The following is a 23648-nucleotide window of genomic DNA, read 5'->3' on the forward strand; positions in this document are numbered from 1 at the left end:
TTCGCCCCCACGATGCCCTCGGCCGGAGTGCCCGAGGCCGCAGGGTAGAAGGCGGCTCACGCACGGGTGCAGGGAACACTCGTAATGATCGACTCTCAGCGCGGCTCGATCGAGCCATTTTGGATGGTGCGGCAGAGAAACACGGATGGGCTGCGGATCGAGCTCCATCCCTCATGAGACCGCCCACGCTTCACCGGCATCCGCGGGAGGAGTCCTGTGACGGCTACCGACCCGCTGCTCGCCAGCGTCCCCGAGCAGTTCTATGTCCACAACCCGGACCGTGGTGAAACCCTGCACCGCTCCGCGACCGAGGCCATCCAGCGTGACGTGACCGCCCTGCATGTGTGCGAAGGCGACCACGTGCTGGAGATCGGCACCGGCACCGGTTACTCCGGAGCGCTACTCGCCGCCCGAGCCGGCGCGACCGGACGCGTGACGAGCATCGACATCAGCGGCCACCTCGTCGATTGGGCGGACCGCCTGCACCGCCAACGCGGCGTCACCACCATTACCTGCCACACCGCCGACGGCATGAACGGTTACCCGCCACACGCTCCCTACCAGCGCATCGCCGCCTGGTGCACGCCTCCACGGCTACCCCGCGCGTGGGTGGACCAACTCGCCCCGGACGGACGGATCGTGGCCTGCCTGCCCATCGTCACGCAGCCGTCCACCACCCTGGTCACCACCATCACCCTGACCGCAGGACAACCCCACGTCGAGGCAGTCACCTTCGGCGGCTACGCCCAAAGCACCGCCACCGCCGTCGACGACACCCTGACCCTGCCCGGACGCTGGGTGGATCACCACACCGGCCACCCCGACCCGGCATGGATATCGATCGGCTGGCGCGACCAGGACGACTCGCAGCACACCGGCGCCTGCACCGCGCTCAACTTACTGCGCAACCCCGGTCACACCGAGACCTACCACCGCGCGCCCCTGGACTGGCCGTCGTGGACGGCCTATTCCGTCGTCGGCGGCGGACCGCAGCATCGCCGCCCTGGACGACGGCAGGCGCGGAATCGGGCACACCACCGCGACCACCGCAGCCGTCATCCTGGCCGACGGCACCATCCTCGCCGACAGCACACGCTCACCATCCCTGACCGCGCTGCGGTCGTGGCTGCACCGATGGGAGCAAGCAGGCCGACCCGACGCCGGCTGGTTCCATCACCGTCTCGTGCCGAACGACGGGGAGGACCTGCCGGGCTGGGATCTACGAGTTACCGTCGGCGTCAACCTGTGACGCTCGCGATCACCGCGTCTGGTGGGACTCGCCCCCGCTGACGTGAGTTCCCCCCGCTTTGATGGAGCGGTGGTTACCTGCTGCCGGCTGGCGCAGGGGTGGCGATAGGTGGCTCGGTTGGTTCCGTCTGGCGGCTGTGCCAGGCGGTCTCGTACTCGTTCGGGCTGAGGTAGCCCAGTTCCTTCTGGATGCGGCGGGTGTTGTACCAGCCGTCGATGTAGGCGAAGATCGCGTTCTCGGCCTCGTCGCGGGTCCGCCATGAAGTGCGGTAGACGAGCTCGATCTTCAACGTCGACCAGAAGTTCTCCATCAGCGCGTTGTCGAACGAGTCGCCGACCGACCCCATCGAGGGCAGGATCCCGTTGTCCTGCAAGCGTTCCGCGAAGCGGAAAGACGTGTAGTTCGATCCCCTGTCCGAGTGGTGAATCAACTGGCCGTCGCGGACGTCGCGGGACCAGATGCCGTATTCGAGGGCGGCGAGGATCAGGTCGGTGTCGCAGCGGTCGGAGGTCTTCCATCCCACGATCCGGCGGGAGAACGCGTCGCGGACCGCGGCGAGCCAGAACACGCCCTCTCCGCAGGGAATGCGGGTGGCGTCGGCAACCCAGAGCCGGTTCGGCCCGTCGGCGGTGAACCGCCGGTTGACCAGATCCGGCGCCGGCGTGTGCCGTGGATCCTGACGGGTGCAGCCGCCGCGCCAGCCGCGACGCAGGAACGCACCCTGCCAGCCGTGGGCGGCCATCAGCCGCTCGATGCGCTTGCGGCCCACGCGAATGCCGTCGCGACGTAGCTGCCGGTGGACCCGGTCCGCGCCGTAGGTGCGCCCCGATGTCTCCCAGATCTCGTGGATGTTCGAGATCAGCCCCAGGTCGACTACGTCCCGGTCACAGGGCTGCTCGAACTGCTTGACCCACGCGTAGTAGGTCGAAGCACCGATGTTGAGGACCCGTAGCAGGAGCGCGACCGCGAACTGGTCACGGTGTTCGTGGACGAACCTCATGACCGTCGCCGGGTCGGGTCGAGCTCCGCCGCGAAATACGCGCTCGCCGCTTTCAGGATCTCGTTCGCCCGACGCAACTCAGCGATTTCCCTACGCAGCCGGCGGTTCTCCTCGGCCATCTCGCTGGTCGGCCGGTCGTGACGCTCACCCGCGTCAGCCTCGGCCTGCCGGATCCAGTTCCGCAACGCCTCGTGATGCACGCCCAACTGCTCGGCCAGGCGCCGGATCACCGGCTTCGGGTCCGACTCGCGATACAAGCGCACAGCGCGCTGACGTAGCTCGTCGGGGTACTTCTTCGGTGCTGCCACGGACGACTTCCTCCCCACGGCCATCAGACCATGATCAAGAAGCTCCATGAAAGCGGGGGTGGCTCAGACGCGACGAGCGAAAGGGTGGCAGCCCGACGTACCGGGAGCCGCAGCATGCAGTAGTTCGCCGTCGGCTCGGCCCGATCAGACACCGCCCGGGACCGGCCCGAGATCACGCCGATGTCCTCAACGACCGCGCGATGCGGTGGCCTACGAGCCGCTCGGCCTCGCCCAGTGGAAACCACGCGGCGGCTGCCACCTCCGACTCCTGGATTGGTCCCACATCAGCGCAAGCTGTGGCGAAGCAGTACCCGAAGTCGAGATGAAAGTGTTCCGGTTCGCCTTTGTCGGGGCGGGCCGGCACTTTCCCGTACTCGACGTACGCGGGCACATGTGAGGTCGGGGCGACATCGGTGGGATCAACACCGGTCTCCTCCGTCAGTTCCCGCATCGCCGCATCGATCAGCGAGGTGTCGGTCGGCTCCAGGTGTCCTCCAGGCTGCAGCAGGATTCCATAGGCAAGGTGATCGACAAGCAGCACCTCGGCTCCGCCGCGCACCAGGAGCGCACCTACGGTGACGTGCATCGGAAGGTGGGACCGCGAGGTGACGTCCGCCCCCTCATTCAGCAGTTGCAGCGGCACCGACAGCGACGCGGCTTCGTGAGGGTAGGACCCGAGGTAAGCCGTCAAGACTTGCAAGATGTCCTTGTTGTCGATCGTCATGACGTCGCCTCCGTCGCAGTTTGAGAGGGTGGTTCGGTAGCGTTTGCCCCCGGTCATCGGCCTTCCCTGCCTGCGGGTGGACTGGTGATGACGCGGACTCTCGGCCACCGCCGCGCTGGCTGAAGCCGGACAAGCCGCTCGTGGGATGCCTGTTCGCTGACTCGGGTGGGGTTGCGCCGCCACACGCCGTCGAGGAGATCATCGAGGCCATGCGGCGCGCACAGCGCGAGGTGGTTGTCGGGGGCGAGGTGGATCGCGACGGCGGTGGCGTACTCGGGCCAGGTCGCGACCGCCTCGGCGATGCTGCGAAACGGCGAGACCGGCGGTCCACCGAATCGGCGCGGGTACCAGGTGTGTACGGCGGCCTGGTTCTTCGCCTCCCATGGCAGGCCCGGCTCGGCTGTGGCCAGCCGGGCGGTGTCCCGGTCGTCGTTGTCCCGGCTCAGGTCGGCGGGGTCGAAGAACGCCACGTCGACATCCCGCACCGCGCGCAGGTCGAACCCGTTTCCGTAGTGGCGTCCCCAGACCAGGTCGCGTAGGACACCGGCGCCGATCCACGCGTCGGGCAGCCCCGAGTCCCGCACCACGGTCAGCGCCCGCATCAGCGGCAGGTCGGCCCTGACCAGCTCCCGCAACTCGTCGCCCCGGTCGATGTCTGGGTTCGCCCGGCCGGCGGGCAGCGCCGTCATGGCCGCTCCGCCCCGTCGAGGTGGTTGTGGTGCAGTCGCGGGGCGAGGTAGTCGCCCAGTGATGTCGCATGCCGAACGTCCGGATCACCGGTTTTGCCGGCCGGAATGTAGTGGTTGCGCCGGAAGGCGTCGACGAACGTGGCTGGGGGTGCTCCGGCACGCAGTGCGGTGGTGATTGCGGAGGACAGGGCGTCGGTGAGCCCGGCCAGGGTGGAGTTGTGCGTGCCGGCCCGCAGGTCGACGTGACCGAGCTCGCCGTTTGAGGTGGCGGGGGGTGGCCAGCCATGGGTACGCCGTGAGTGCCTTGCGGTAGACACGGGCGTGAGCTGCGGGGGCCGGTCCAGAGGCGGTGTCACGGCGCCTCCGTCGCGGCGGTCGTCTGGTCGGCCTTGCGGGCGCAGTGCGGGCATCGCCGGGGGCAGGGCGTCTGCGGTGCGACCGTGGTGAGGCCGCTGGCGTGCAGGATCGTGATGACCGTCTGTTCGAAGGTGCTGTTCTCGCCGATGACGGTCTCCCCGGGGATGTCGAGCAGGTCGCGGTGGGTGTACCAGGTACGCATCTCGTCGGACGTAACGGGGATGGGCTCGGCGCGGCTGAGGTGGCGGCGGACGGTCTCGTCGAAGGACACGTCCAGGTAGAACACGGCAACCGGGCCGGGGTGGTCGTCGATGAGCTGGTGCAGCACGGCCGCGTAGCGTTCGGTGTGCAGGATGCCTTCGAGAATGACGTGGTAGCCCAGGTCGAGGGCGGTGCGCGCAGTCGCGGTGATGAACGCCGGGGCAACCGGGTCGATGCGGGCGCTGTCGTGTTCCCGGAGCACGGTTCTGCGCAGGTAGTCCTGCTCCAGCAGGGCCGCACCACGTCCGAAACGGCGGCGTACCTCGCGGGCGGTCGTGGTCTTCCCGCTGCCGGAGTTCCCTCGAATGATCACCAGCGTGGAGGGCGCGAGTCTCGTGGGGTTCGGCGTCGTCATGGTGTGCTCCGTGCGGCGGTGGCGGTCTGCCGGGGCACCGCTGCGGCGGGCTTGGTGGTGGTGTCGTAGCCGGCGGCTTGCAGGGTGAACAGTTTGGCGTACCGCCCGTCGGCGTTCATGAGCTGGTCGTGGGTGCCGGCTTCGACGAGTCGGCCGTGGTGCAGGACGTAGATGCGGTCGGCATGGCGGACGTTGGCCAGCCGGTGGGTGATCAGGATGGTGATGCCGTGCCCCTGCCGGTCCCGGATGGCCTGGGACAGGGCGTCCTCGGCGCGGGGGTCGAGGGCGGACGACGGCTCGTCCATGATGAGCACGTCGGGGTCGCGGAGGAACCCGCGGGCGGCGGTGATGCGTTGCCACTGGCCGCCGGAGAGGTCCTGGCCGCCAGCGAAGGTGCGATCGAGCAACGTCTCGTAGCCGTAGGGCAGTTCAGTGATCATGTCGTGGGCGACGGCCCGGCCTGCGGCGGCCTCGATGCGGCTCTGCTCGGCGTTGGTGGTGATATCGCCGACGGCGATGTTCGTGGCGGCGGTGAACGGCCACTTGTGGTACTCCTGCGTCACCACCCCGATCCGCTCCCGCAGCGCATCGGTGCCCCAGTCGCAGACGGGTCGGCCGTTGTAGCCGATGGTGCCTCCGGTGGGCGTACGGAGGGTGGCGATCATGGTGGCGAGGGTGGATTTGCCGGAGCCGTTCTCCCCGACGAACGCCACCGTCTGCCCCGCCTCGATCCTCAGGCTGACCTGGTCGACGGCCGCAATGTCGCGGTCCGGGTAGCGGAGACTCACCGCGTCGACGGTGATACCCGTCAGCCGGTCCGGGGTGGCCGTGCTGGCGGCCGGCTCGGTGTGGTGGGCAGGTAGTCGGCGGCGCGGGTCATGAAGCCGGTGTAGTCGCGGAAGTGCTGTCCCTCGGTGTAGACGCGGTCGACTTGGAACGTGACCACGGCCAGGGACCGTTGCGCGGACTGCACGGCGATGACGCAGGTCGCGGCGGCGGCGAGAGGGATCTGCCCGTCGATGAGCAGCAGGCCGAGCAACACGTAGACCGCGGTGGTGGCGATCCCGCCGATCATCGCGCCGACGGTGGTGGTCGTGGTCACCCGCCGGGCCAGGGCGAGTTGGATGCCGGTCTCGACGGCCATGACCCGGTCGTACTGGTCGAGCAGGAACCCGCGCAGGCCGTAGGAGCGCAGTTCGGGGGCGGAGTCGCGTTCGGCCATCAGCCGGTGCAGCAGCCACAACCGCCGACGGCGTACCGATCCGGCGGCGTAGGTCTGGTAGCGCAGGTGCCCGGCGCGCAGCGACGCCCACCCGTTCGGCACGGTCGCCACCAGCAGCGCCAGGAGCAGCAGCGGGTGGACCACCACGACGGCGACGGCGACGGCGAGGACGCCGGCGAGGCCGGCGAGCAGGTTCATCGACGCCTGCACCAGGGCGGTGGTGGAGTTCGCGCCGCGGGAGGCGCGTTCCATGTCGTCGGCGAACGCGTCGGCGTCGAAGGCCTCCAGCCGCACCGCCGTGGTCACCTCGAACAGGCCCCGCTCGACCTCCCGGTCCACCTTCGGCGTCAGGCCGTTCTGCGCGTACCCCATGGCGGTGGCCATGCCGGCGCGCAGCGCGGTCACCGCCGCGAGCGCGGCCAGGGCGGGCAGCGCGGCCGTGACCTTGTCGGCAGTTGGGCCGCCGGCGAACAGTTCCACCAGCACCCGCTGGGTGGCGAGGAGCCCGAACGCCGCCATCACCCCCGCGCCGACCGTCGTGCCCGCCACCACCGACGTGCGGACCCGGTCTGCGCGCCAGCTCACCACGAGCGCGGCCCAGACCAGCCGGGGCAGCTCGGAGAAGACGGCGATCAGACCGGCCTGCGCCCTGGCCCGCACTCCGGTTTCCCACCACACTTCCCGCAACTCCGGCAACACCGAATCCCGCTGTGGCGGCTCGGGACGGGCGGGCGTCCGGTCGGGGTGAACGGTTTTGGGCATGGCGTTACCTCCCGAAGATGAGCAGGATGAACTGCGGTGGGCGGTGGTGTCTCGAAGGCGGACGGCGGGACGCGCACGCCCCATCGGTGTCTCGGCTGGCGCCGCCGAAGCCGCGCCTCCTGCAGGAAGAGCCCTCAGGTGGCCAGCGGTCAGGTAGCCTCGCCGCCGTCTTCGAGGTAGTAGCAGCAACAACCGTCAGCGCGGGCGCGCGGCGCCTCGGCGATCCGGCGGGCCAACAGCGGCCGTACCCGCCGGGCGGTCTGTAGCGGGTCGGACCACGCCCAGCCCTTCAACTCGCCGGGCGGCACCACGATCAGTTGCGTCGCGGTGGCGGCGAGGGTGCCGCCGTCGTAGACGATCATGGCGCCCTCGGTGCGCCCGTCGCGGTTCGGTACCCAGTCCATGACGAGCAATCGGCCTGGCGTCAGGTCCACGCCGAGTTCCTTCCGGCACTCCCGGACCGCGGCCTGGTACGGCGACTCGTCCGCCTGGACGCACCCGCCGGGAATCTCCCAATCCGGCCTGTACGCGGGTTCGGCCAGCAGAACCCGCTCGTCCGCGCCGGTGATCAGCAGCCCGGCGGCCATCCGCTTACGAGGCAGATCGGCGGTGACATCGCAGCGTCCGGAAGGCATGCAGGGACGGTAGGGCGCGGCAGGAGCGACACGCCCGCAGCGCCGTGCGCTGACATTGTCGGCAGATTCCGACACCAACTCCGACACCGCCAGCACCGCCGCCCCGACCTGCCGACAGCGGCGTCGAGAACCCGCGCGAGCACCGCCGACAGCCAGGCGGGGGCCGTCGCCGGCAGCTCGGAAAGTGTCACCCAGGGCGGCTATGGTGTTCGCTCATCGTGACCGCGGCAACCCGGGGGTGGCAACGATGGTCGACCACGACGAGATCACCACCGCCCGCCGTGCACTCGGCCGCCACCTCGCCCACCTGCGTAAAGACGCCGGCCACACCCAGCACAGCCTCGCCCGGCTCGTGCAGTACGGACGCAGCTCGGTGGCGAACACCGAGACCGGCCGGCAGCATCCCGAACGCCCGTTCTGGGCCCGCTGCGACCACGTGCTGCGCACCGGTGGTGTGCTGACCGCCGAGTACGACCGCATCGCCGACCTGCACCACCGCCGCCACCGCCCGGCGGATCTCCCCGGCAGCACCAGCGCGGCGGCGTGGTGGGAGCCCGAGGACGCCATCACCGCCCGCCGATCGGCGCTGACCACCGCCACCGACGACGACGGCCGGCTGGCGCACCTGGAGGACGAGGTCCGGCAGGCGATCGCCGACAACGAACGCTGCCCACCCGCCGTCCTCGTCGCCCGGCTACGCCCCCTGCGGGTCAGCGTCGACCAGCTGATGGCCGGCCGGCAGCACCCACCACAACGCGCCCGGCTCTACACCGCCGCCGCACACCTGTCCGGGCTCCTCGCCGCCCTCGCCCTGGACCTGCGCGCCTTCCGCGTCGCGCACACCTACGCCGCCGAAGCGTTCGACCTCGCACACGCCGCCGAGCAACCCGACACCCAGGCCTGGGCCCGCGCCACCCAGAGCCTGATCGCCTTCTACACGGGCAACCACCGCGACGCGCTCGCCTACGCCGAAGACGGCCTCCGCCACGCCGGCACCGGCCCCCACCGGATCCGCCTCACCGTCAACGGGCAAGCGCGGGCCCTCGCCCACCTCGGCGACCGCAGTGGCGTCGACCGGGCCGTCGGCCGGACGTTCGACCTACTGGCCGAACACCCGCCCGACGGGCAGTCAGCACCAGCCTCACCCTCGGCCCGTACTGCCCCACCCGGGCCGCGGCCAACGCCGCGACCGCCTACCTGGCCCTCGGCCACACCACCCACGTCACCGGCCATCTCACCACCGCCATCGCCGCCTTCGACGCCGCCCAGCTACGCGGCCCGCAAGCCCTCAGCCGCCTCGACCTGGCCACCGCCCACCTCCACGTCGACGACCCCGAACAGGCGGCCGAACTGGCGATGCAAGCCCTCACCCTCACCGCCGCGCACCGCTTCGAATCCGTCCACCAACGCACCCACCAGTTCCTCACCACCGCCCACCCCCTGCGCCACCACCCCCGGATACAGGACGTCGCGGACCTACTCACCGACCGCACACGCCACCGGACGGCGCCACCGGCGGGCCTACGATCGCCGACATGAGCAGCCGGGAACTGATTAGCCTGCGGCAACGGTGGACCGCCTACCAGGACCTGCCCACCCTCACCGAGCACTGGTACTGGCGTCCCGGCTGGCGCCCCGGCCGCCACTTCTACACCTGGCACCTCACCTTCCAACAACAGCCCGCACTCCACCACCACGTCACCAACCTTCAACAGCAACTCGCCCCGCTGCCGGGATTGGACCCAGTACCGCTCGACGGCCTGCACCTGACCACCCAGGGCCTCGGCTTCACCGACGAAGTACCCGACACCGACATCAACGCGATCGTCGCCGAAGCCCGCCAGCGGTGCGCCGCCCTGCCACCGCTGGAACTGTCCCTCGGACCGGTCGACCCTGACGCCGAAGGCATCGGCCTGCTCGTGCAACCCTGGAACCCCGTCGAGCGGGTCCGCACCACCATCAGGACCGCCATCGCCGCCGTGTGGCCCATCGTTCCCGAACCAGCCGACGAATTCCGGCCCCACGTCACAATCGCCTACAGCAGCGCGCCAGCGCCCACCGCGCCGATCCGCACCCGGCTGACCGAACTGCGACACCTACCCCCCGTGCCGGCGACGATCGACGAGGTCTCACTGATCGCACTACGCCGGGAAGACCGCACCTACCGATGGTCGACCGTCGCCACCGCGCCCCTGAACGGATAAAGCCCGCCGGTCAGCACTGATGCCGGTAAGACGGGCGACAGCGGTGTTCGCCGCGAGCCAGCCCGACACGTTCCCGCAGTCCTAACTGAGCGCTCCTGTCAACTGACTTGAGGCAGGCAAGGCGTTCACTTGCACCACAGAGCTTAATGCTGTATGATTAAAGCACAAGGCCGGACGGCAGCCCGGACTTGCGACCAACAACCTCACCGCAAGGAGTCATGTCGTGATGGAAACCAGAGCCGAAGTGATGCGGCCGGAAGCGCTCGATATGGATCAGCCGGTCGGCATCCTCGACAGCCCCGACCCGCAGGGCGGCTCGGAGACGGACGGCAGCCCCGAGGCGGACCGCACGGTGCCTCCGGTTCGTCCGCGCCTGGTGTGGGCGGATCCGCGAGACCTTCGAGTCCACCCACGTCAGATCCGCAAGGATCTGGGTGACCTGAGCGAGTTGCGTGACGGCATCGCGCAGAGCGGTGTCTTCCAGGCGCTGCTCGGGGTTCCGGGCGAGGATGGCATCTACATCACTCAGGGGCAGCGTCGCCGTGCCGCCGCCATCGAGGCCATCGAGCTGGGGTCACCGATGGCGTTGGAAGTGCCGGTGCTGGTGCACGATGCGATGGCGGACCTGACCGCCGAGCAGATCGCCTCGATGTTGCAGGAGAACCTGCACCGCAAGGCGCTCACCGCCAGCGAGGAGGCCAGCGGCTACCGGCAGCTCACCTTGGAGGGCTGGACTGCCGAGCAGATCGTGGAGCGGACCGGGCGTAAGAGGGCCCACGTCGAGCGGTCACTGACTTTGGCGAAGCAGGGCGCTCAGATCCAGAACGCGGTCGACAAGGGCGACCTGACGCTGGAAGACGCCGCAGAAGTCGCCACGTTCGACGGCGACAAGGCAGCACTCGACCGGATCCTGAAGAAGGCCGGCACCGCATGGGGTCTGCGCCACCAGGTCGCCAGTGAGAAGCGCAAGCGCAGGGTCGCAGAAACCGCCAAGAAGTTGCGCGCCGAGCTGGACAAGGCCGGGGTTGTCGTCGTCGGGAAGCCGAAGGGGTTTCCGCACAGCAGCCGCGAGGCGGCCGTCAAGGATCTACGTGGTCCCGAGGGCGAGTCGTTGAAGGACGCCGACGTTCGCAACAAGCCCGGATTCGCCGCGTTCATCGACACCTCCGGGCACGACGCTGCGGTGGTGGTGATCTGCCTCAACCCCGACGCGCACGGCTTCACACGGCGCGGCGTCTACAGCACGTACGTCTCCCCCACCGAGATCGCCCGCAGGGAGAGCGAGGCGGCGAAGGCCGAAGCCTTCCGCACGGCGTTGCAGACCGCAGGCGAGCTGCGCCGCAAGTTCGTGGTGGAGACCTACGGCAACGCCAAGGCCGCGAAGTCCCTGTACGTCCACGCTCTGCGCGCGACGCTGTCCGATCCGGCGCTGACGAACGGCGGCCGGGATGAGCACGAACTGCTTACCGGGCTGGTTGGCATCGACCCTGAGAAGGTCGAAATCAACGACGCGGGCGAGGCTCGCCTCGTTCGTCTGCTGGTGGGTCGTTGGGTCGCTGGTAACGAGAGGAACCTCAACGACTTCCTCGCCGCACCTTACCGCTTCCGGCGTGACCTGGCACTGAGCTGGCTCGACCGCCTCAGCGACGCAGGCTACGGCCTGTCCGACGCCGAGAGCGAACTGCGTGTATCGCTGACGTCGAAGCCCACTGACCAGTCCGACAGCGACCTCGATGAGGACGACTACGAGGGCGAGGATGACGTCGAAGAAGGCGACTCCGTCTATGGCGAACCGGAAGACGGCACGCCGCGTCTGCACGTCGTGCCGGACGGCGCACTGAGCGAGGGCGGCGACGAGGCGACGCCGATGTCCATTGATCCTCAGCCTGACGCGGACGACCTCAGTGAGGGTGGAAACGATCACCTGTTGGGACCGGCGGCGCAGGAACGCGTCGCGGCGTGATCTCGGTGAGGGTGCCCGGTGAGTCCGGGCACCCTCACCGCATCGATCTGCCCACGAGCCCGATGCCTCCTAGGACACAACTTCAGCAAAACTGAGATGCCAGACCCTGTCCATCCTGACCGCTACCCGCTCAGGGACACGCTCCGGCCTCGCTCTCCGCACCAAACGATCTCTTAGCCCGACGCCGACGCGCCGGGCCCGCCGCATTCGTGAACGGTCACCGCCAGCCACATCACGTTCACGCTCTCGACCCTGACAGGGAAGCCATGACCTCAGTGACGTCACCATCGGACGCCCTCGGCAGCAGGAGAATCCTGCGGCACGACACTGTTACACTCGGCACCAATCTCACGGCGTGCATCCGCTCGTTGTCGAGGTTTTTGGTTGGTGGCCGGGGTGCTGCTGGCATCCGCTCGCGGGTGCATATCCCCGGCCGCCGCACACTCTGGCCCCCGATCCGAGCAGGAACAGACGTGAAGATCTGGGTCATCGACGGACGGCGGATGACCGACCGCGCCGGCGCCGCTGAGTTCACCAGCCGCAGCGAACAGACCATCGCGATCCAGACCAGCCCGAAGCGCCGCGCCGAGGGCTCCGGATGGCCCTCCCCGGTCCCCGGCCCAGAGGGCGTCCTGCTGTACCCGCTCGAAGACCTGGCCGCCACGATCGAAGGAATCGCCGAGGCGTCCCAGGCGCGCGTCCACTCCATCACCCTCGACGGCGACCCCGACGAGCTGATCCCCGCCCTGGAGTTCCGGGCACTCATCGACGCCAAGGCCAGCACATGGTCCAAGTACGTCGACATGAGCAAAGCGGCCTGGGAACGCGGCGAAGACGGATACCTACCGCGCCCTGATCTGGAGGAACCCGCGCCAAGACGCGGCATCATCCGGTCGTGGAGACGCCACCGTGTGGAACAGTGGATCAACAGCCGACCGGGGCGCGGCGCCGGAGCGGGCCCTCCAGTGCGCACCGCAGAAACCGGCCCCACCGCAGCGAAGTATCGGCTCGTCATGGCCGCGATCCGCCAAGACATCTCGGACGGCACCTTCACGCCAGGCCAGCCTCTACCCTCCGAGGCGAAGCTGGGCACCCGGTACGCAGTCAGCCCCGGCACGGTCCGCCGCGCGCTGACCGAACTTCACCACGAAGGTGCCCTGGTCCGCAGCTCCGACGGCACAGTCGCGCCGAACCCTACGCCCCAGAGCGGATAGCCTCCAAGACCTTGCAGTGCGCCAGCCCGACGACGCCGTCCCGCCTTCCGCCGGCCGCCTCAACGGATAGGCAGGAGACGCCGCCCCGGTCGATGCCGTCGCCACCCTACGTGCGTCTTTCCACGTGCGCCTCCGGCGGGGGCGCTCGGGCTCCGGAATGACCGCCGAACGGCGGCGGGTTCGCGGGAAGAGGGACTGTCGTTCCGCCCGCCGTCGACCCAACACCTACTGCTGTGCAGTGACGGCGTACACCGACAGCTCGGTCCCGACACCATCGCCCGGGTCCTGCGCGTGCACCAGAACACCCGCAACGCCGCTACCCGACTGGTGCGCGCCGCGCGCAGCGCAGGCAGCACCGACAACGCGAGCGCCCTTGTGATCGACCTGCGAGCACGAGCAGCCGCTACCACCGGCCGCCCACCGATTCGCCATCCCGGCATTAATGCTGCATGATTAAGGAGTGAGGGAGGGACGGCAACCCAGCCCTCGCAATCAGGAACCCCCAAGGAGAAAGGCACGGCATGAGCAGCATCGAGCGCGTCCGCATCCTGCAGGGCCACACCAGCGTCGACACCGCCTACCACGTTGACGACTACCCCTACAGCTACTCGCTGCGCTGCAAGATCCGCTTCTGGATCGAGACGGCGACCAAGGGCGCCAAGAAGGGCGAGCAGCGGTTCGTCTCGCAGACGACCAACCCGAGGCGCCCGGGTGAAATCTGGAACAAGCCGAAGGGCAGCACCTACAACCTCATGCAGGTGATGTACCTCGACGGCAACGAGCACGTCCAGACGTGGGGCGTCAGCGCGTACGGGTTAGACCCGGAGAGCGACGCGGTGTTCCGACTCATGGGGCTGCACGACCAGCTCAACCCCGAGCAGCGCACCGAGTACGACCGGCTGGTGAAGTCGGCCCAGCGCTACCCCGACACCTGGCAGCGCTGGGAAAACAAGGTAGCCGCTGTGGCCGCGCACCTGCGTCAGGGCGGAGACGAGCCTAAGCCGATCAACGGTGTGTGGATCTCCCCTGACGGAGACCGGCACTACCTGGGCAGCGAGCGCGACGTTGCCGCCCTGCTTCCTCATCGCCCGGCAGCGCCTCGTCTCCTGACCCCGCCCCGCCGGCCGCCCAGGACGACCCGGGCGGCCGGCACGCCCGCGAAGCATCAGATTCAGCGCCATCGAGCACGCGGGATCTGGACGAAGGACGCTCACGCGCCCCCTCGCATCCCCGGCTACGGGCCAGGCGCCGTCCGCTGCTCGCTCCGCCCATCGCTGAGGCAGTCCCTGCGTCCGCACGCCTCAGGTCCCTGCCGCGGACCGAGCGCCCCACCCGCTCCCCCTCGCACCCATCACCGAGCGCGGAATCCGGACGGCAACCGGTCCCGACCTCGAACCAGGAACCCACCGGAAGGACACGGCATGCGTAGCCCCTCACCGATCGCACCCGCCGCCCGGCAACCCAACCCGACTGGCCTGCACGTCATCCAATACTCCGGCGGCATCGGCAGTTGGGCCGCCGCCCAACGCGTCGCCGCCCAACACGGCACCGACCGACTCGTCCTGCTCTTCGCCGACGTCCTGACCGAAGATCCCGACCTGTATCGCTGGCTCGACGACAGCAGCGCACAACTCGGCGTGCCCGTCACCCGCGTCGCCGACGGCCGCACTCCGTGGCAGCTCTTCCACGATGTGCGCTACCTCGGCAACAGCCGCATAGCCCCCTGCACCACCACACTCAAAATCGTCCCCTGCCGGCGGTGGCTCGACACCCACACCGACCCCGCGACCACCACCCTCTACATCGGCCTCGACGCCTCCCCGCGCGACCGCAATCGCGCACCCGCCATCGCGGCCGGGTGGACGCCTTGGACCGTGCGCTTCCCACTGCTCGACCCACCACACCTCAGCAAAGACGACCTGCTCGACTGGGCCCGCGATACCGGCCTGCGCCCGCCGCGCCTCTACGACCTCGGCATGCCCCACAACAACTGCGGCGGCACCTGCGTACGCGCCGGCAAACGCCACTGGGCACACGTCCTACACAAGCTGCCCGAGAACTACGCCACCGCCGAAGCCGCCGAGCAGCAGCTACGCGACCAACTCGGCGACGTCGCCATTCTCACCGAACAGCGCCACGGCCAGCGCCACCGACTCACCCTGTCGCAACTGCGCGAGCGCGTCACGGCCGGAGGCAAGCCGTGACCAAGCCACTCCCTCCCACCTCTACGTTGAGCCCTGATGGCTGGTGCCAGCGCTGGCGCCGCCGCCAGCACACCTGGCATCACCACGACGGGCGCCGGTTCGACCCCGACCAGTACACCGTCACGCCCATCTCCGCGGGCGCCGCCCGGCAGTTCACCGCAGAGCACCACTACGCATCCACCTGGCCCGCTGCCCGCCTCTGCTACGGCCTCACCGACCGCGCACCCCACCTGGACGACTACCCCGACCCCCACCCGAGCGCGGTGACTCCCGAGGGCCGCATCGTCGGCGTCGCCGTGCTGTCCGTCCCCCAACACCCCGCCGTCCTGCTCAACCCCTTCCCACGCCTCACACCCCACTACGAGTCCATCAACCTTGGAAGGCTCGTCCTGCTTGATCCCGTTCCGGCCAACTCCGAAATTAGGAGTCACCCCTTCTGACAATAAAGGTGTATGAGCCAGCTTCTCCCGTGACCGTGACCGTATATCCATCTTGATCCCAGACGCACGTGCTCAGCGGCTTCTCAGTGCGCATTACGGCACAGCAGGCGCGCTCGACGGTGCTCCAGATCCGCACTGAGCCGTCGCTGCTTACACTGGCCAGCCAAGCATTATCAGGGCTGAAAGACATCGCGGAAATAGGACCCGTGTGACCCCTGAGTATCGATTGCAATTCACCAGACGCCATGTCCCAGATTCGGATATTGGCATCCTGACCGCCAGTAGCAATCCACGCAGAGCCCACCGCAACTGCAAATGCATTTACTACCTCGGAATGACCTTCTAGGACTGTTTGCAAGCGGCCGGATCTTTTATTCCAGACCTCCGCAGCCATGCTCTTCCCGCTAACAGTAAGCCATGCGCCGTCCGGAGTTTCGGTCATGTCGGACCATCGAGTCGGGTCCTCCATCAGTAGCGCTCCTAGATCGCGCGGCAGGTCGAAAGACTCAATGGAAGGATTGAATAAATCCGCCAATTTTTCGCCTTCGTTGGCCTGAAGAGTTGGCGTCGCATGATTACTGTTGTCGGTGAGATCCCAAAGGCGAACCGACTGGTCATCACTAGCGCTAGCTAGCCACTTGCCGTCGCTGGCGACGGCGACCGCCGACACTCGGCTGGCGTGACCGGTCAGTAGCTGGTGCAGGGCGCCAGAGACAGGATCCCAGACCCGCACCGTCGCGTCGCTACCCGCGCTCGCAAGCCGCTTACCATCAAGGTCCGCGGTCAGCGCGAACACAACGCCGGCATGTCCGGTCAGTACATGGCGGAGATCGCCAGACGAAGGATCCCATATGCGTATCGTTGCGTCATCACCAGCGCTGGCAAGCCACCTCCCCTGCGGGTCTACCGCCAGCGCGTACACAACACCAACGTGCCCAATCAGCTTGGCGCGCTCACGCGCTGTGGTCACATCCCAAATGCGTACCGTTGAGTCTTTGCCGGCGCTAGCCAGCCAGTTGCCATCCGCAGCGACAACCAGCGACATGGGTTCGTCCTCGTGGCCCGACAGCTTGGCGCGTTGTCGGCCATTCGCCGCATCCCAGATTCGGACTGTCGTGTCGTAGCCAGCGCTGGCTAACCATGTGCCGTCTCTAGCTACTGCCAAGGCGTTCACCCAGGCGCCATGATCGTTGAGCTCGAAAAGCAGTCGGGCGGTGACTGAATCCCACATTGTCGCCGAACCGAGTCCGGCGGTAATGAACCAACTCCCGTCTGGAGCGATCACCACCTTGCTCATACTTCCCGAGCGACCAGCGGCTTCCGCGCGAAGTTCACCGGTGAACGCATCCCATATCCGCGCGGAACCATCCAAGCTAGTTGTAACGAGCCATTCACCATCCGGCTCGATAGCTACCTTCAAGACTCGATCGCGATGGCCGATCAAGACTTGGCGCAAGTTGGCGTGAGGAAGGTCAGGTAGCTGCCCCGCGTTGATGAGCGCCGTTTGGGTACGGGCTTGGCTCAGAGCCCGTGCTTGCGGTCCCCAGTCCACGTCGTGGTCGACGCGCGAGTACAGGATGTCCACTAGTGAGTGAGGCGGGTCCGTGGGGGTCAGTAGATGCGCGGTCTGCGCAAGCAGACGACTAAGCCGCACAGACCGAGAGCTGCCGATGCGCCTGAGGTCGATCACCGGACCGCCCGGTCCAGCCTCCTGAAGCCGCGATTGCACCCAGCGCAGATCGGTGGCGACGGCCTCGGCCTCGATACGACGGTGGGCATCAACCAGGTGGGTAACGAGGTGTTCACGCAAGTAGGTCTCACGAAGAGGCAGCTCCCACCAGGCGATGGCCTTGTCGCCGGCGGCACCGTCGGGAGGCGCTACGCGAGGAAGACTCGCGGAAACGGTGTCGAGCAGCAGAGCGTGCACCCGGGCAACGGGGTCGAGGAGCAAATTGTGCGGCTTGAGGGCTTGGTCCTGTAGTCGCTGGTGAAGGTAGCCACGGATGACTTCGTGGAGGGTGACGGTGCCGCCGTCGTCGGTGGCTGCGAGGGTCAGCAGGGCCAAATCGGCCAGCCTGGTACACGCTATTCGCGTTTGTGCCGTGTCTAGCCCTCCGGTGGCCTGCCACAACGCCGCAATCAAGGTGACCGGGACGGCTTCGTCCTCGGCGAAAATGGCCAGCTCGGTCAGCCGGGCACGGTCATCGGCGGTGAGCAGCCCGGCGCTGGCCTCGATCGTCGCCGCCAGTGCCTTGCTGCGTTCGACCGGATCGTCGACGTCGAGCTGCTGCACGTCGCCGACGTCGGGCAGCTGCCCGGCCGCCTTCAGCGCACCGTCGCGGTGCAACCGTTGCACCAGGTCGTATGCCACGACGGCCAGGTCAGTGTGCGACTGGAGGTGAGCACGCAAGTTGCGATTGGTCAATCGCAGTAGTAACGGCCACCGACCCGTCTCCGCCAGCAACGCTGCCACCACCATCGGCTGCAGCCCGGGCAGATCCGCGGTAAGCACCCGACAGGCCTCCTCCACCGACATCTGGTCCACCCGCACCGGAACTGCCTGCCCGGTCACCAGAGACGGCTTCCGCGTGGTCACCAACCGGACACACCGCCCGGCCACCGGAAACGCCGCCAACTGCTCGTCGAACCACACATCATCGAGCACGAGCAGCCGCCGCGGCCCCTTCGCCAGCACCGCCGCCAGGTACTCCGCCGCCTGCCCCACATCCGTAAACGGCTGCGCTGGACTCGCGCCCAACGTCGTGAACAGATCATTCAGCGGCCGGAGGAGGGCATCCCTGCGTGCATTACGGCCTAGCGTCACCCAGTACACCCGGCCGTCGAACCGGCGCAGCACCCGCCGATCCGCCCGCACTAACCGCGCCACTGTCGTCTTCCCGAACCCACCAGCACCCTGCACCGCCGTGGTGCTATCCATCGCCGCAGCTCCACGCCGTTGTGTCACCGCCTGTACGATCTCGCGAACCTCGGTCGGCCGGTCCACCATCCACGGCTCAGGACGCTGCTTCGGCGGCACCAACTCCGCTAAGCCCCGCTCGTACCAGCGCTGCGCCCACCAGATAAGAAGCCCAGAACCCGCAGTGATCAGCACAGAAGCGGCCAGCCACCGCAGATAGTTGCTGCTCATGGACGGCAACCAGTCCGGCCACCACTTGACTGGGCTCCCCGTAGCCGCGTTCGCGGCCACCGAGGCGAACGCCGCCGCACCGGCGACCGACCCCGCGGCAGTAACCACCGTCACCAGCCGCCATCGCCGCCGCTGCCGCATCTCATTGACCCCTTCGCCAGGAGGTCACCCATTCAATCGCATCTCGACACAGGCAGCCACTGACCCGAGCCGCGTAACCCTCATTCGATGCGGTCACCTGCGTCCGGTGTGAAGTCGTAGGCGCGTGGTGCCAGTGCACCCCCTTCCGGGTACCAAGTAAACATTCGGAAGGTTCCGCTCGCCGTGTCGACCTCGCCGTTCGGGAAAAAGGTGACGTCGGAGAGGATGCCGAGTATGCAGTCGCCAGGGTGATTCCTGGCCCACTCGACCTCGTTGCGGGTGACGATGACGGAGGCGCCATTGGTCTCTGTGCCCTTGGCCTCCAGCCAGAGCGTCCGCCCGTCCTTGGTAGCGATGGCGTCATAGGGGTTGCCGAAGCGGACGTCCTGCACGGTCCATTTGTCTTTGCGGAAGTGCTCCATGAGCATGTCCTGTGCGGCATCTTCGACCTTCTTGCGGCGGACTGGGTCCATTTGCCAGCCCTGCCGGGGCGTGCTGCGTGGTGGCGGCGGCGTGGCGCGGCCCAGGTGCTCGGCCCAGAGCTCTTCGAGTTTGGCTGCGGCGACCTGGGGCAGTACCCAGCCGCTGGCTTGCGGCCGCCAGATTCCGCCCTCAGGGATGCGGTGGATCAGTAACTCGTGGGGCAGGCCGTCTTGCGGTAGCTGGAACGTGTCCCAGTCGATCAGCACGTAGTTGGCGGTCCCGCCGGCCCGGTCGTCGTCCCAGTGGCCGTCGCTGAAGATGCGACTGGCGGTAGTGCCGCTGCCGATGACGCCGCGCGGCTCCATGCCCTGGCGTAGGAAGAAGACCCGGTCGCCCGGTTCGATCCCGCCTGTCCTGCCGCCGGTGGCCCACTGACCGCGCCACAGGCCGCCGCTCGCGACGGCCTGGACCTGCTGTGGGTATATCTGGTCGGCCCAGATGTCGTTTGGGTTCCACTTCGCCGGATTCCAGGTCACCACCATCGTGACCGGTTGCCGCTGGGCGAATCTGGCCCGCTCCGCCGCGGACATCACGTCCAGGTCCGCAGTGTCGTAGTAGCCGACAGGGTTACGCTGCCGCGGCACCGGCCTGCCCTTCAGCGCGTCGTGCACTGGGTCGCCGGGGCACAAGACAGAGCCGGACAACCGCCACTTCACCCTGTCGCCATCGTCGCAGCGTTCCCGTCCACTGATCTCCGCGACCACCTGCACACGGCCTTCGAACGACAGGGTGGCGAACCGCTCGTTGTCGACGCGGGCGGCGAGGGCCCACCGTCCCCGGTTGAGCTCCCACAACTCATCGTCCGTCGAGGTCTCCCGCCAGCCCACCCAGGCACGTCCGAGCGGATCTCCAGCCGGCAGTTCACGAGCAGGGGAAAGCTGAAAGTTCACGGCCATCCGCGCATCCTGCCGCCCAGTTCCCGGCCACACCAGAGCCAGTCAGCCAGACAACACCGCAACATGCGCTGGCCTCGATCTCCTACTACCGGAATCGCGGGGGCGATCCGCAGGCCTTCGCGCAGGAGCCGTACCCATTCGTCACCTACGAATTCCGTACACTCCACCAGGAGACCTGGTTCCTGGCCCGCGTCTTCCGGCTCGCCGCCCGCGCCGGCATCCGCGGAATCGTCGCGTTCAGTGACCCCGTACCCCGCCACCGCGCCGGCAAGATGATCATGCCGGGGCACGTCGGTTGGACCTACCAGGGCCACAACGCAACCTACCTCGGCCGGACCACCGCCACCCGGCAGATCCTTCTACCCGACGGCACCAGCCTGCCCGGCCGAGCCATATCCAAACTGACCAGCGGCGACTTCGGCAGCCAGGGCGTCGCCGCCAGACTCAGACGCCTGGGCGCACCACCGCCCGCCGGTGAGCCCCTCGCCGTGTGGCTGCCACGGGCGCTGACCGTGATCGGTGCCAGCACCATCCGCCACCCCGGCAAGCACAAGTACGCCTGGCAGATCCACCACAGCCCCGCCGCCCGCCTGGCCCAACCCGCCCGGCCGTACCCGAGAGCAATCGACCCGACGCAGCTGCACGGCGGTAACCGATGAGCGCCCACGACCCAACCAGACCCGTTGTGCTCTCCCTGGGCATGGGCGTCGACAGCGTCGCCGTCCTCACCCGATGGCTCACCGACCCCGCCAGCCGCGGATTCGACCTCAACCGCCTGGTCGTACTCACCAGCATGACCGGCGACGAGTACGCCCCAACCGGCCAGCTCATGACCACCCACGTCCTACCGCTACTGCGGGCCCACCAGGTGCGCTACATCCATGTAGGTTCTCACGGCCGATGGCGGTTTCTCACAATCCTGGCGGTCGCACTGGCGGATCCTTTGGCCGTAGCAACTACAGTCCCGCGACATGGGGCGCATCAAGGGGCACTACGAGTGGGACGACGACGACCTCATTCCAGGACAGAAGAAGGAAGGCGGCCTCCACCAGAACCTCTTCGACCGCGAGGGCAACCTCAAGGGCAGCGCTCGGTTTATCCCCGACGACGTAAGCGAGCCCGAGCCTGCTGTCGTCACTGAGACGGTCTACGTCCCCGTCGAACGGCGCCGTCGAACTCGGGAAGAAGAGGAACTCGATCAGGCCATCGCTGCCCTGGTCTCCCACTTGATCGATCGTGGGATCGCCAAGGCCAAGCCCCTCGCAGAGCAGTGGTGGCGGGAAACGGCTCGTCCAGCCATCAACGCCCAGCGGGCCAAGATGCTTGAGCGTCGCTCGCGGCGCAAGGCCCAGAAGAAGACCCCTGTCATGGAGGGGGCCGTTGTCGAGCCGTCTCAGGAACTTACTGAAGTATCGGACGAAGACCGCCCCAACATGTCGAGTGCAGAGGCGCAGGCACGCTACCTAGCGGCACTCGCTGCCCGAGCATACAGCGACGAACAGATGAGACTCGTCACCAGCGCCAACATCGTCGATGGCGAAGGCCTCGCGGAGTTGAAGCGCTCGCTGGCAGAACTGCCGTCCGATCAGGTCACGAGCCTGCTGGAGGCGATGGCGACCAACCCCTCCATGCTGGGCGAGGACACCCTGGCAGAGCTGGCGAGCATCCTCGGGCGACGAGACCGCTCGGAATCTGACAAGTTGCGTCAACTTCGCAGAGGTTGATCGCGGGGTCGAACCGCACGACCCCTCAAGACCTCGGCCGAGCCCCGTGACCGCTCGCCGACGGCTACCTGCGAGAAGCGAGCGCCTCCATCAACGCGTTGGCCTGATCCGGCGAAAGAACGAACTCGACATAGTCCGACTCCTCCGGAGGCCCACCAGCCGCGCCGACACCGAGGCTAAACAGCACGCTCCCATCAGGGTCGCCGACGACCGTTAGATTCCCCGACACGATCCCCGGATCGCCATCGATACTGGAACCGGGCCACGAATTCGCAACCTCAAGCAGCACGCGTCGTTCCGTCACCCGGCTCACGTTATACGACTTCAGGCCGAGCCCAAGACGCAGGACCACGACGGTCAGCCCCGACCCGCCCCGATCCCCGACGCTCGGCAGCCCCACCATCGGCGCGCCCAGCCTTCTCACGAAACTGCCCTGCGTACACCAACAGAACAACCGCACCTATCACGAGACGTCGACCCGCCCCAAGCGGGAGCACACGTCCAATCCGGTAACATCGGAAACTCCTCGGCCGGGTCCTTACCGCGTCGGGGTTCCTGAGGATGGCCGGGGCTTTGCCGGCCCAAGGCCGCAAGGCCAAGGGTTTAGCCCCGGCCATCTGCTATACCCGGAACTCACGCTGTCGCATTCGCACCGACAGAGTTGACAATAGCCCCATTCAAAGGGCCGCCCTCTAAGAGCGTGTCTCAGGTGGCAGTCGGCTGACCTTGGTGGTAGATCTCTTCTACTGTGGACGACCGGTTGATCTCAGAGTGGGTGCCTGACGAGTTGTGGAGCCTGGCCGCCCCGCTGATCCCGCCACCGCCTCGACGCCCGCAGGGCGGCGGCACCCCACCGATCGAGGCACGGGCGGTGTTCGCCGCGATCGTGTACGTGTTGACCACTGGCTGTGCCTGGCGGCACCTGCCACCCGGGTTCGGAGTCTCCAAGGCCACCGCGCACCGCCGGTTCGTCGCCTGGACCCGGGCCGGGCTGTGGCGCAGGCTGCACGTCGCCGCCCTGGACCAACTCGGCACGAAGGGGTTGATCGACTGGTCCCGGGCCACCGCCGACGCGGCGTCGGTGCGGGCGAAAAGGGGGGCGACCTGACCGGACCGAGCCCGGTCGACCGAGGCAAGCCCGGCAGCAAGATCCACGCCCTGTCCGACCGCAACGGGCTGCCTCTGTCCGTCGGCGTGTCCGCCGCGAACACCCACGACAGCCGCTGCCTGGAATCCCTCATCCAGGCCATCCCCGCCGTCCGCTCCCGACGCGGACCCCGCCGCCGGCGCCCCGACAAGCTGCACGCCGACAAGGGCTACGACTACCCCCACCTACGCCGCATGCTCCGTGCCCGCGGCATCCGACCCCGCATCGCCCGCCGCGGCATCGAATCCTCACACCGGCTCGGGCGGCATCGATGGGTGATCGAGAGAACCTTCGCCTGGTTCACCGGCTACCGCCGGCTGACCATCCGCTACGAACGCTCAGCCAGCCTCTACTGCGCGTTCGTCACCCTCGCCGCCGCTCTCACCTGCCACAAGCGCTACCTCAAACTCACCACCTGAGACACGCTCTAAAGAGTTCCAGAATCACATTTTGTTCCTCGGTTTGTGGTGGTGACGGCCGTTGCTCCCGCGAGCACCGGGCAGCCCGGACGCTCGCTCCGCT

Annotated in this window: 19 protein-coding genes and 2 pseudogenes; 10 read left to right on the forward strand and 11 right to left on the reverse strand. The window is 68.0% G+C overall.

Annotation, left to right across the window (positions count from 1 at the left end; translation table 11 throughout):
* Window positions 1-216 precede the first annotated feature (216 nt).
* Window positions 217-1290, forward strand: coding sequence for a methyltransferase domain-containing protein (locus AB0D32_RS16035; protein ID WP_357090207.1), 1074 nt, complete (start codon window positions 217-219; stop codon window positions 1288-1290).
* A gap of 32 nt (window positions 1291-1322) precedes the next feature.
* Here AB0D32_RS16035 and AB0D32_RS16040 read toward each other — a convergent pair whose 3' ends face one another.
* The 8 genes and pseudogenes from AB0D32_RS16040 to AB0D32_RS16075 form a co-directional block, all read right to left on the reverse strand.
* Window positions 1323-2249 carry an IS3 family transposase gene (locus AB0D32_RS16040; RefSeq protein ID WP_357090209.1) on the reverse strand — a complete coding sequence of 309 codons (927 nt, stop codon included), beginning with the start codon at window positions 2247-2249 and terminating at the stop codon, window positions 1323-1325.
* Window positions 2246-2557: a transposase gene (locus tag AB0D32_RS16045; protein ID WP_158242012.1), complete on the reverse strand. Its 312-nt coding sequence runs from the start codon at window positions 2555-2557 to the stop codon at window positions 2246-2248. The genes AB0D32_RS16040 and AB0D32_RS16045 overlap by 4 nt, the downstream gene beginning before the upstream one ends.
* Before the next feature lie 172 nt (window positions 2558-2729).
* On the reverse strand, window positions 2730-3281 hold the full coding sequence (locus AB0D32_RS16050) for an NUDIX domain-containing protein (protein ID WP_357090212.1): 552 nt from the start codon (window positions 3279-3281) through the stop codon (window positions 2730-2732).
* A gap of 53 nt (window positions 3282-3334) precedes the next feature.
* A complete protein-coding gene (locus AB0D32_RS16055; protein WP_357090214.1) occupies window positions 3335-3970 on the reverse strand; it encodes a nucleotidyltransferase family protein in 636 nt (211 codons plus the stop codon).
* Window positions 3967-4326 carry a hypothetical protein gene (locus tag AB0D32_RS16060; protein ID WP_357090216.1) on the reverse strand — a complete coding sequence of 120 codons (360 nt, stop codon included), beginning with the start codon at window positions 4324-4326 and terminating at the stop codon, window positions 3967-3969. Before AB0D32_RS16060 ends, AB0D32_RS16055 begins: the two co-directional genes overlap by 4 nt.
* On the reverse strand, window positions 4323-4943 hold the full coding sequence (locus AB0D32_RS16065) for an AAA family ATPase (RefSeq protein ID WP_357090218.1): 621 nt from the start codon (window positions 4941-4943) through the stop codon (window positions 4323-4325). The genes AB0D32_RS16060 and AB0D32_RS16065 overlap by 4 nt, the downstream gene beginning before the upstream one ends.
* A pseudogene (locus tag AB0D32_RS16070) lies at window positions 4940-6927 on the reverse strand (ATP-binding cassette domain-containing protein). The gene AB0D32_RS16065 and the pseudogene AB0D32_RS16070 overlap by 4 nt, the downstream one beginning before the upstream one ends.
* Window positions 6928-7076: 149 nt before the next feature.
* Window positions 7077-7562 (reverse strand): NUDIX hydrolase, encoded by a 486-nt coding sequence (locus AB0D32_RS16075; protein WP_357090220.1) that lies wholly within the window; start codon window positions 7560-7562, stop codon window positions 7077-7079.
* A gap of 247 nt (window positions 7563-7809) precedes the next feature.
* On the opposite strand from AB0D32_RS16075, the pseudogene AB0D32_RS16080 reads away from it, so the two are divergent.
* The 6 genes and pseudogenes from AB0D32_RS16080 to AB0D32_RS16105 form a co-directional block, all read left to right on the forward strand.
* Window positions 7810-8469: pseudogene (locus AB0D32_RS16080) on the forward strand (helix-turn-helix transcriptional regulator); the annotation flags it as partial.
* A gap of 628 nt (window positions 8470-9097) precedes the next feature.
* A complete protein-coding gene (locus AB0D32_RS16085) occupies window positions 9098-9766 on the forward strand; it encodes a 2'-5' RNA ligase family protein (protein ID WP_357090222.1) in 669 nt (222 codons plus the stop codon).
* A 226-nt stretch (window positions 9767-9992) separates the two neighbouring features.
* Window positions 9993-11729, forward strand: coding sequence for a ParB N-terminal domain-containing protein (locus AB0D32_RS16090; protein WP_357090381.1), 1737 nt, complete (start codon window positions 9993-9995; stop codon window positions 11727-11729).
* Between the two features lie 473 nt (window positions 11730-12202).
* Window positions 12203-12943 carry a GntR family transcriptional regulator gene (locus AB0D32_RS16095; RefSeq protein ID WP_357090224.1) on the forward strand — a complete coding sequence of 247 codons (741 nt, stop codon included), beginning with the start codon at window positions 12203-12205 and terminating at the stop codon, window positions 12941-12943.
* A gap of 521 nt (window positions 12944-13464) precedes the next feature.
* Window positions 13465-15147 carry a hypothetical protein gene (locus AB0D32_RS16100; protein ID WP_357090226.1) on the forward strand — a complete coding sequence of 561 codons (1683 nt, stop codon included), beginning with the start codon at window positions 13465-13467 and terminating at the stop codon, window positions 15145-15147.
* Complete coding sequence (locus AB0D32_RS16105) at window positions 15144-15587, forward strand: hypothetical protein (RefSeq protein WP_357090228.1); 444 nt, start codon at window positions 15144-15146, stop codon at window positions 15585-15587. Before AB0D32_RS16100 ends, AB0D32_RS16105 begins: the two co-directional genes overlap by 4 nt.
* On the opposite strand, the gene AB0D32_RS16110 is transcribed toward AB0D32_RS16105, so the two are convergent.
* Entirely contained in the window at window positions 15568-18735 is a 3168-nt protein-coding gene (locus AB0D32_RS16110) for an NB-ARC domain-containing protein (RefSeq protein ID WP_357090230.1), read from the reverse strand. The genes AB0D32_RS16105 and AB0D32_RS16110 overlap by 20 nt on opposite strands.
* A gap of 221 nt (window positions 18736-18956) precedes the next feature.
* The gene (locus AB0D32_RS16115; RefSeq protein ID WP_357090232.1) at window positions 18957-20255 is read right to left on the reverse strand and encodes a DUF3883 domain-containing protein; all 1299 of its coding nucleotides are present in this window, start codon (window positions 20253-20255) and stop codon (window positions 18957-18959) included.
* A 278-nt stretch (window positions 20256-20533) separates the two neighbouring features.
* Here AB0D32_RS16115 and AB0D32_RS16120 point away from each other — a divergent pair, with 278 nt between their 5' ends.
* Both AB0D32_RS16120 and AB0D32_RS16125 read left to right on the forward strand, forming a co-directional pair.
* Complete coding sequence (locus AB0D32_RS16120; protein ID WP_357090234.1) at window positions 20534-20914, forward strand: hypothetical protein; 381 nt, start codon at window positions 20534-20536, stop codon at window positions 20912-20914.
* A gap of 312 nt (window positions 20915-21226) precedes the next feature.
* The gene (locus tag AB0D32_RS16125) at window positions 21227-21979 is read left to right on the forward strand and encodes a hypothetical protein (protein ID WP_357090236.1); all 753 of its coding nucleotides are present in this window, start codon (window positions 21227-21229) and stop codon (window positions 21977-21979) included.
* A gap of 64 nt (window positions 21980-22043) precedes the next feature.
* Here the strand turns inward: AB0D32_RS16125 and AB0D32_RS16130 are convergent, their stop codons facing one another.
* On the reverse strand, window positions 22044-22403 hold the full coding sequence (locus AB0D32_RS16130; protein ID WP_357090238.1) for a hypothetical protein: 360 nt from the start codon (window positions 22401-22403) through the stop codon (window positions 22044-22046).
* Between the two features lie 339 nt (window positions 22404-22742).
* On the opposite strand from AB0D32_RS16130, the gene AB0D32_RS16135 reads away from it, so the two are divergent.
* Window positions 22743-23545 (forward strand): IS5 family transposase gene (locus tag AB0D32_RS16135; RefSeq protein WP_357090383.1). Its coding sequence is split into 2 segments (ribosomal slippage): window positions 22743-23070 and window positions 23070-23545, totalling 804 coding nucleotides; the frame shifts between segments, so codons are not numbered across the junction.
* Window positions 23546-23648: the final 103 nt, after the last annotated feature.

It is taken from the genome of Micromonospora sp. NPDC048170 (assembly GCF_040652795.1).
In the GTDB taxonomy this organism is placed as follows: domain Bacteria; phylum Actinomycetota; class Actinomycetes; order Mycobacteriales; family Micromonosporaceae; genus Micromonospora.

What these genes read in the sequence shown, in the direction of transcription:
- AB0D32_RS16120 (WP_357090234.1), top strand. Translation starts at nt 20,534, where the DNA reads ATGCCGGGGCACGTCGGTTGGACCTACCAGGGCCACAACGCAACCTAC.
- AB0D32_RS16110 (WP_357090230.1), bottom strand. Translation starts at nt 18,735, where the DNA reads ATGAGCAGCAACTATCTGCGGTGGCTGGCCGCTTCTGTGCTGATCACT.
- AB0D32_RS16055 (WP_357090214.1), bottom strand. Translation starts at nt 3,970, where the DNA reads ATGACGGCGCTGCCCGCCGGCCGGGCGAACCCAGACATCGACCGGGGC.
- AB0D32_RS16050 (WP_357090212.1), bottom strand. Translation starts at nt 3,281, where the DNA reads ATGACGATCGACAACAAGGACATCTTGCAAGTCTTGACGGCTTACCTC.
- AB0D32_RS16040 (WP_357090209.1), bottom strand. Translation starts at nt 2,249, where the DNA reads ATGAGGTTCGTCCACGAACACCGTGACCAGTTCGCGGTCGCGCTCCTG.
- AB0D32_RS16065 (WP_357090218.1), bottom strand. Translation starts at nt 4,943, where the DNA reads ATGACGACGCCGAACCCCACGAGACTCGCGCCCTCCACGCTGGTGATC.
- AB0D32_RS16075 (WP_357090220.1), bottom strand. Translation starts at nt 7,562, where the DNA reads ATGCCTTCCGGACGCTGCGATGTCACCGCCGATCTGCCTCGTAAGCGG.
- AB0D32_RS16125 (WP_357090236.1), top strand. Translation starts at nt 21,227, where the DNA reads ATGGGGCGCATCAAGGGGCACTACGAGTGGGACGACGACGACCTCATT.
- AB0D32_RS16085 (WP_357090222.1), top strand. Translation starts at nt 9,098, where the DNA reads ATGAGCAGCCGGGAACTGATTAGCCTGCGGCAACGGTGGACCGCCTAC.
- AB0D32_RS16090 (WP_357090381.1), top strand. Translation starts at nt 9,993, where the DNA reads ATGGAAACCAGAGCCGAAGTGATGCGGCCGGAAGCGCTCGATATGGAT.
- AB0D32_RS16115 (WP_357090232.1), bottom strand. Translation starts at nt 20,255, where the DNA reads ATGGCCGTGAACTTTCAGCTTTCCCCTGCTCGTGAACTGCCGGCTGGA.
- AB0D32_RS16100 (WP_357090226.1), top strand. Translation starts at nt 13,465, where the DNA reads ATGAGCAGCATCGAGCGCGTCCGCATCCTGCAGGGCCACACCAGCGTC.